Source organism: Stenotrophomonas maltophilia group sp. Smal12 (assembly GCF_037079935.1).
Lineage (GTDB): Bacteria > Pseudomonadota > Gammaproteobacteria > Xanthomonadales > Xanthomonadaceae > Stenotrophomonas > Stenotrophomonas sepilia.
The window spans coordinates 1-5,917 of record NZ_JBAWUK010000097.1; the positions used below are offsets into that span (position 1 = coordinate 1).

Genomic DNA, 5,917 nt, shown 5'->3' on the forward strand with positions numbered 1-5,917 from the left:
CCGATGCTCTCGGCGTCGACAAAGGCCTCCACGTCGATGGACTCGTGCGTCTCGGGGGCGGCCGCGGCGATGTCTTCTTTCTCTATGACGACGTAGCTGCCCTTGTCGTATTCAAAGGCTTTGACGATGTCCTTCCAAGGCACTTCTTCGCCGGTTTCGGCGTTGACCCGCTCGTAGCGAATGGGCTATTTGTTTCGTGCGTCCAACATGCGAAAGCTCAGATCCATGCGACGCTCGCCGGACATGAGGGACACCGGAACGTTGAGCAGCCCGAAGGACAACGAACCACTCCAGATGGGCCTGGGCATGCCAGCCGCCTCCAATCCTAGGGCCTTTCGTTGTAGGCCCGGCCGCGTCGGCCGGGCGTGAACCCGGCCGGCGCGGCGCAGCGGTTACTTTTTGGCTTCGACGCCCGGCGTGGCGTCGCGCACCATGAACTCTTCGGTCACCTCGGGCAGGTGGGCCGCCAGCCAGTCGGCCATCGCCTCTTCCTGCACGAGGATTTCTTCGCAGATCCGGGCCGTTTCTGCATCGCCCACCGTCTTCGCTGCGGCGATCAGGGCCGTGTAGGAGGCGATCTCGAAATGCTCGAAGACGTAACCGGCCATCGCGCCTTTGACGATCTCGTCGGAGGCCGTCATGCCGCCGACGGCCTGACCGAAGGCTGCCATCTTGCCCATCACGTCCTTGAGGGTCGACGGCGAGCCGCCCAAGCGCTTGATGCACCCTTCCAGCCGTTCGCGCTGGCCAATGGTTTCCTGAATGTGCTCTTCAATGCGCGCCTTCAGCACTGGGTAGTGCTCGATCCGCGAAGCCTGCCCCTTCAGCATGGTTTCGGCTTGCTGTTCCATCGCGTGTGCGTCGCGCAGCCAGTCCAACAGGTTCTCTTTGAGCTCTGCCATGGATGTCTTCCTCTCGTGTCGGGCGAAGCCTTACCGTATCGAGGCTGGGATGCGGATCAAGCGATCCCCGAGTGAAGGCTTGGCGAACGGCGGAGCATCTCAGACCGGCGGTGCGTGGGCCTGGAGATCGATGGCCCTCGTGGTGAACGGCGCGCATGCAACGCATTCGCAGGCCATTGACCGCTCCCGCCACATGCTGAACGCTCCTCAGCGCCAGGCCATCCTCATGACCCGTTCCGCGCTTTTGCTCGTCTTCTTGGCCCCCTCCCTCGCCTTCGCTCAGCAGGGGGACGGAACCGACGTCCAAGCCAACGTCCACACGTTCAAACCCGCCAAGGTGGAGGCGACGCCCGAGCGCGTTCAGGCCCTGACGGTGCCCAGTGGCTTCCAAGTGCGTCCCTTGGCGCAAGGCCTTCAAAATCCCCGGATCATCGCCGTGGGACCAGATGGGCGGATTTATGTCTCACGTCGAGATCAAGGCGACGTGCTGTTGCTGGAGGATGCCAATGAAGACGGAGCCTTGGACGCCGAACCGAAGGTGGTCTTCTCACGTCCAGGAGCGCACGGGCTGGCCATCGCCAACGGGCAGCTGTATGTCGCCACGGCCAACGACGTGTATCGCGCCCCCATACACCCGGACGGGACGTTGGGTCCAGAGGAACGGATCATCAACGACCTGCCCGATGGCGGTCAGCACCCCAACCGCACGCTGGCCTTTGGCCCTGATGAGATGCTCTACATCAGCGTGGGCTCGTCCTGTAACGCGTGCAACGAGACCAATCCCGAGCATGCGGCGCTGCTGAGGTCCTCGCCGGATGGCAAGAGCCGGTCCATCTTTGCCAGCGGCCTGCGGAACACCATCGGCTTTGCTTGGGACTCCAAAACGGGGGAGCTGTGGGGGATGGATCACGGCATCGACTACTTGGGCAACGATGAGCAGCCCGAGGAGCTCAACCGCATTCAGAAAGGAAAGAAGTATGGTTGGCCCCACATCTGGGGCAAGGACGGGGTGAATCCCCAGAGCACACCGCCAGGGCAGATCAGCAAACAGCAATGGGCGGCGACAAGCGAGCCCATGGTGCTCGGCTACACAGCCCACGCGGCCCCCATGCAGATGCTGTTCTACACCGGCCAGCAGTTTCCGGCAGCTTACCGGGGGGACGCCTTCGTGACGATGCGCGGTTCCTGGAACCGCAAGCCTGCGTCGGGCTACGAGGTGGTGCGGGTTCGTTTCAACGCCGGCAAGCCGGTCGGGTTTGAGCCCTTCTTGACCGGCTTCCTGGTCGACAACGGCCAGGCGCATATCGCAAGGCCCGTCGGTCTGGCGATGACGAAGGGCGGTGCACTTTTGGTCGGCGACGATGCCAACGGCGTCATCTACAGAGTGACTTACGGCCCAGGCCAAGCGTCCGCCTCCCCCGCGACCGCAGTGCCTAGCGGGCCCTTGATGGCCCAAGTCAATCAAGGCTCGGGCGTGCCGTTGGCCAAGGATCGGATCGGCAAAGCCGCCACGTTCGAGTTCCGCTCCCCGGCGTTTTCCTCGGGCCAAGCATTGCCTCCCCGCTTCAGCGCGTATCACGACGATGCATCGCCCGCTCTTTCTTGGAGCCCGATGCCTGGTGCCAAGTCCTATGCGCTGATCATGGAGGATCCGGATGCAGCCAACGTCAAACCCTTCGTTCACTGGGTCGCTTACAACATCCCAGCCACCGAGCAATCGCTGCCCGAGGGCCTGCCGGTCGATCCGCGGCTTCTGAAACCGGAGGGAATGCTGCAGGGGGCGAACAGCCGAGGATCGGTGGGCTATTTCGGCCCCAAACCGCCTGTGGGCGATCCACCGCACCATTACCACTTCCAGCTGTTGGCCTTGGACACCGTGCTTGATCTGAAGGCCGGCGCGACGCGGGACGAAGTGCTAAAGGCCGCGAAGGGCCACATTCTGGGCATGAGCAAGACTGTGGGAACCTACCAGCAGGTCGAGGCCCCGCTGAAATAAAAAAAGGGACCCGAAGGTCCCGACCGGCGCCCAAGGCCCGGAAACTCAGTGAACCTCCAGTTCGTGGCAAAGGGACTGGAGGGCGGCGGCGATCTCTTTCAGGCGGAACGGCTTTTCAAGGAAGGGCGTGCCTTTGAAGCGTTCGGGCAGCCGGCTGGCCCCAAGGCCGGTCGTAAACAGGAACGGCACCCCCAACTCGACCAAGCGATCGGCCACGGGGTAAGACTCGACCCCGTTTAAGTTGACGTCCAGCACCGCAACATCGAAGGCGGCTTCCTTGGCGCACGCCAAGGCTGTGGGCAAGTCTTCCGCCGTCTTGGAGACGTCGTAGCCGACTTGGGCAATGGCCTGCTCCAAGACCATCATGAGGGTGGGTTCGTCCTCTACAAGAAGAACCCTTACTGCTTTGCCGTCCAATCCCATGACTTTCTCCCTACAAGCGCTCTGAGTGGATGTGCCACGATTGAACAGTGTGGCCCGAGGGCTCGCCCGATTTGTGAAGAGGGCGTAAAAGGATGACGGCCGTCGCTCTTCTACACTGCGCACTCTGTCGCCCTTCGGTGGCCCTGCCGAGAGGATGACCTATGAACCAACCTGCGAAAGCGAAAATCGATTTGAGGGACGAGAGCCGGCAGTTTGCCCTGCTGGTGAACTCCGTCACCGACTACGCCCTTTACATGCTCGACCCCAGCGGGGTGATCCAGACCTGGAACCCGGGTGGGCAACGAATCAAGGGCTACCAGGCTGCCGACGTGGTCGGCACCAACTTTTCCCGCTTCTACCTGCCCGAGGAGGCCCAAGCCGGCCTACCAGAGCGAAACCTGCGGACCGCGGCCTTAGAAGGGCGCTACGTCGCCGAGGGCTGGCGATTGCGGCAGGACGGGACCCGCTTTCGTGCCAGCGTCGTGATCGATCCCATCTGGGAAGACGGGGAACTGGTGGGGTTTGCCAAAATCACCCGCGACATCACCCAGCGCCACGAAGCGCAGGAGCAGCTGCTCCAAGCCCAGCGCGATCTCCTGCAGGCGCAGAAGATGGAGGCCATCGGGAAGTTCACGCTCGGCTTGGCCCATGATTTCAACAACCTGTTGACGATCGTGGCCAACTGTCTGGAGCTCATCAGCCTGCGGGTGAAAGACGGAGGCGTGGCCAAGCTCATCGATACCGCGCAGCGGGCCGCCGAGCGCGGGGCCCTTCTGACTCGGCAGTTGCTGACCTTCGGCAAGGGACAAACCTTGGTGCCAGAGGCAGTCGACTTGGCCGCCTTGATGGCCGAATGCGAAGCGATGCTGCGCCGCTCCGCCGGCGACGCGATCGCATTGACCGTCGAAGTTTCCCGGGGCCTTCCGACCCTGTCGGTGGACAAGGCACAGCTGGAGGCCGCAATCCTTAACCTTGTGTGCAACAGCCGCGACGCCATGCCGAAGGGCGGAACGATCCTCATCACGGCCTCTGCGCGGCAAACCCGTGATCCTACGTTGCCCAACACCAGTGAAAGACCTTACATCTGCCTGAGCATCCGAGACGACGGTTCAGGGATTGAGGCGGACTAGCAGGCCAGGGTATTTGAACCGTTTTTCACCACCAAACCCATTGGAAGGGGCAGCGGGCTGGGCTTGAGCCAAGTGTTTGGCTTCACGGCCCAGTCCGGCGGGTTCACCGAGCTCCAGAGCGAGCTTGGGAAGGGAACCCGCGTTAGCCTTTGCTTCCCCGCACCAGAGCATTGAGATGCCGATCCACGTGTTGTTTGTTGAAGACGAAGACGATCTCCGCAGCGTCGTCGTAGAGGCTCTGACCTCTCAGGGCTTCCAAGTCACTCCCGCCAGCAACGGGGATGAGGCCCTCGTCCTCCTGCGCGGCGACGCCAGGTTCGCGGTGGTAGTGACCGACTTCAACATGCCAGACAGCGCCGACGGGCTGGAGGTCGCGGCGGAAGCCGCGGTTGCTCAACCCCAGGCCCGCGTCATGCTCGCGTCTGGCCTTCAACGCTCGCAGCTGCCCCCGCTGCCCGAGACGGTTCGATTTCTCCCGAAGCCTTACCGCTTCCGACAGCTTGTTACGGCGATCCACGAAGACTTGGGCTGCACGTAGGGGGGCGGATTCCTTGCGCGGCCAGGCGGTCGCCACTGGTTCATCTTCCTACCAGTGCGCGTCTGCTCACTAGGAACAGCAGCCGGTCGATCGCCGTTGCGTTCAACGCTTCTCCATCCCCCCGCACCTTGAAACCGGTCCAGTCGCCCACTGCGACCTCGCTCAGCTCTTTAACTTCCACAGGCAACCAGCGCATAGGCCAATAAGGCAAGCGGCGATCCATGATCGTCCCGCTTTGCAGCTCGATCAGGTCGTGATGGCTCGAAGCACCGAGCACCCTTGAGAACACCACGTCCAACCCGTCCGGGGGGCCCTCCAAGTATTGGACGAAGCGCGTCCCGTCGAACAAGAGCACCCCACTGACACCTGCGTCCCGGTTAAATCGAGTTGCGTCGTCGACCAGCTCCTGGAGCTTGCCGCTCCGGAGGCCAAGCAGATCGCCGCGCAACGCGTCGGATGCCTCGCTGACATACACCACGGCCCTGATGGGCATTGGGCGCTCCTTCTCAACTTGTCTGGCCATCCCCCCCTCCACGAACTTTAGTCCCGCCCACGCATTTAGGCAATCGCGTTGTGAGATAGCGCCTACAGGCGGCTGTTAACTTGATCCCGAGTTCCAATCGAGTAACCTTTGATTATGGCCCTTTACAACATCGCGGAACGTTTAAGCACGGCTAAAGAACTAATCAGCAGGGGCGATGACGCGTCATTGATCTACGCCGCGCTGGAACTACGATTCTGCCTGGAATCCGTGGCGTATCAGAACTTGGCTGCATATGGTGAAGACGTTTCCACCGAGCTTGCTCGCGAGTGGCGACCGGACCAGATCATCAAAATGCTGGCCGCCTTCGATCCGAACTCTGATCAAACGGCCAGCTTCTCCATCTCGGTAACGCCACCGCCCAAAGACCTCGATTTTGCCTCAAGT

5 protein-coding genes and 3 pseudogenes are annotated in these 5,917 nt (G+C 62.1%); 4 read left to right on the plus strand and 4 right to left on the minus strand.

Annotation, left to right across the window (positions count from 1 at the left end):
• A pseudogene (locus tag WDC87_RS21610) lies at positions 1 to 308 on the minus strand (Ku protein); the annotation flags it as partial.
• 84 nt (positions 309 to 392) lie between these two features.
• Positions 393 to 902 carry a DUF892 family protein gene (locus tag WDC87_RS21615; RefSeq protein WP_024957537.1) on the minus strand — a complete coding sequence of 170 codons (510 nt, stop codon included), beginning with the start codon at positions 900 to 902 and terminating at the stop codon, positions 393 to 395.
• A gap of 130 nt (positions 903 to 1,032) precedes the next feature.
• Here WDC87_RS21615 and WDC87_RS21620 point away from each other — a divergent pair, with 130 nt between their 5' ends.
• On the plus strand, positions 1,033 to 2,898 hold the full coding sequence (locus WDC87_RS21620; protein ID WP_197585899.1) for a YbhB/YbcL family Raf kinase inhibitor-like protein: 1,866 nt from the start codon (positions 1,033 to 1,035) through the stop codon (positions 2,896 to 2,898).
• Positions 2,899 to 2,943: 45 nt separating this feature from the next.
• On the opposite strand, the gene WDC87_RS21625 is transcribed toward WDC87_RS21620, so the two are convergent.
• Positions 2,944 to 3,321 carry a response regulator gene (locus WDC87_RS21625; RefSeq protein WP_033833396.1) on the minus strand — a complete coding sequence of 126 codons (378 nt, stop codon included), beginning with the start codon at positions 3,319 to 3,321 and terminating at the stop codon, positions 2,944 to 2,946.
• A gap of 161 nt (positions 3,322 to 3,482) precedes the next feature.
• Here WDC87_RS21625 and WDC87_RS21630 point away from each other — a divergent pair.
• Together WDC87_RS21630 and WDC87_RS21635 are read left to right on the plus strand one after the other, a co-directional pair.
• Positions 3,483 to 4,625: pseudogene (locus WDC87_RS21630) on the plus strand (PAS domain S-box protein).
• Between the two features lies 1 nt (position 4,626).
• Positions 4,627 to 4,989, plus strand: a complete 363-nt coding sequence (locus WDC87_RS21635; RefSeq protein WP_024957534.1) for a response regulator — start codon at positions 4,627 to 4,629, stop codon at positions 4,987 to 4,989.
• 40 nt (positions 4,990 to 5,029) lie between these two features.
• Here WDC87_RS21635 and WDC87_RS21640 read toward each other — a convergent pair whose 3' ends face one another.
• Positions 5,030 to 5,482, minus strand: coding sequence for a BLUF domain-containing protein (locus WDC87_RS21640; RefSeq protein WP_024957533.1), 453 nt, complete (start codon positions 5,480 to 5,482; stop codon positions 5,030 to 5,032).
• A 144-nt stretch (positions 5,483 to 5,626) separates the two neighbouring features.
• Here WDC87_RS21640 and WDC87_RS21645 point away from each other — a divergent pair.
• Positions 5,627 to 5,917, plus strand: a pseudogene (locus tag WDC87_RS21645) (hypothetical protein); the annotation flags it as partial.

Coding starts and splice junctions, on each gene's coding strand:
- WDC87_RS21615 (WP_024957537.1), bottom strand. CDS start 902: ATGGCAGAGCTCAAAGAGAACCTGTTGGACTGGCTGCGCGACGCACAC.
- WDC87_RS21620 (WP_197585899.1), top strand. CDS start 1,033: ATGGCCCTCGTGGTGAACGGCGCGCATGCAACGCATTCGCAGGCCATT.
- WDC87_RS21625 (WP_033833396.1), bottom strand. CDS start 3,321: ATGGGATTGGACGGCAAAGCAGTAAGGGTTCTTCTTGTAGAGGACGAA.
- WDC87_RS21635 (WP_024957534.1), top strand. CDS start 4,627: ATGCCGATCCACGTGTTGTTTGTTGAAGACGAAGACGATCTCCGCAGC.
- WDC87_RS21640 (WP_024957533.1), bottom strand. CDS start 5,482: ATGCCCATCAGGGCCGTGGTGTATGTCAGCGAGGCATCCGACGCGTTG.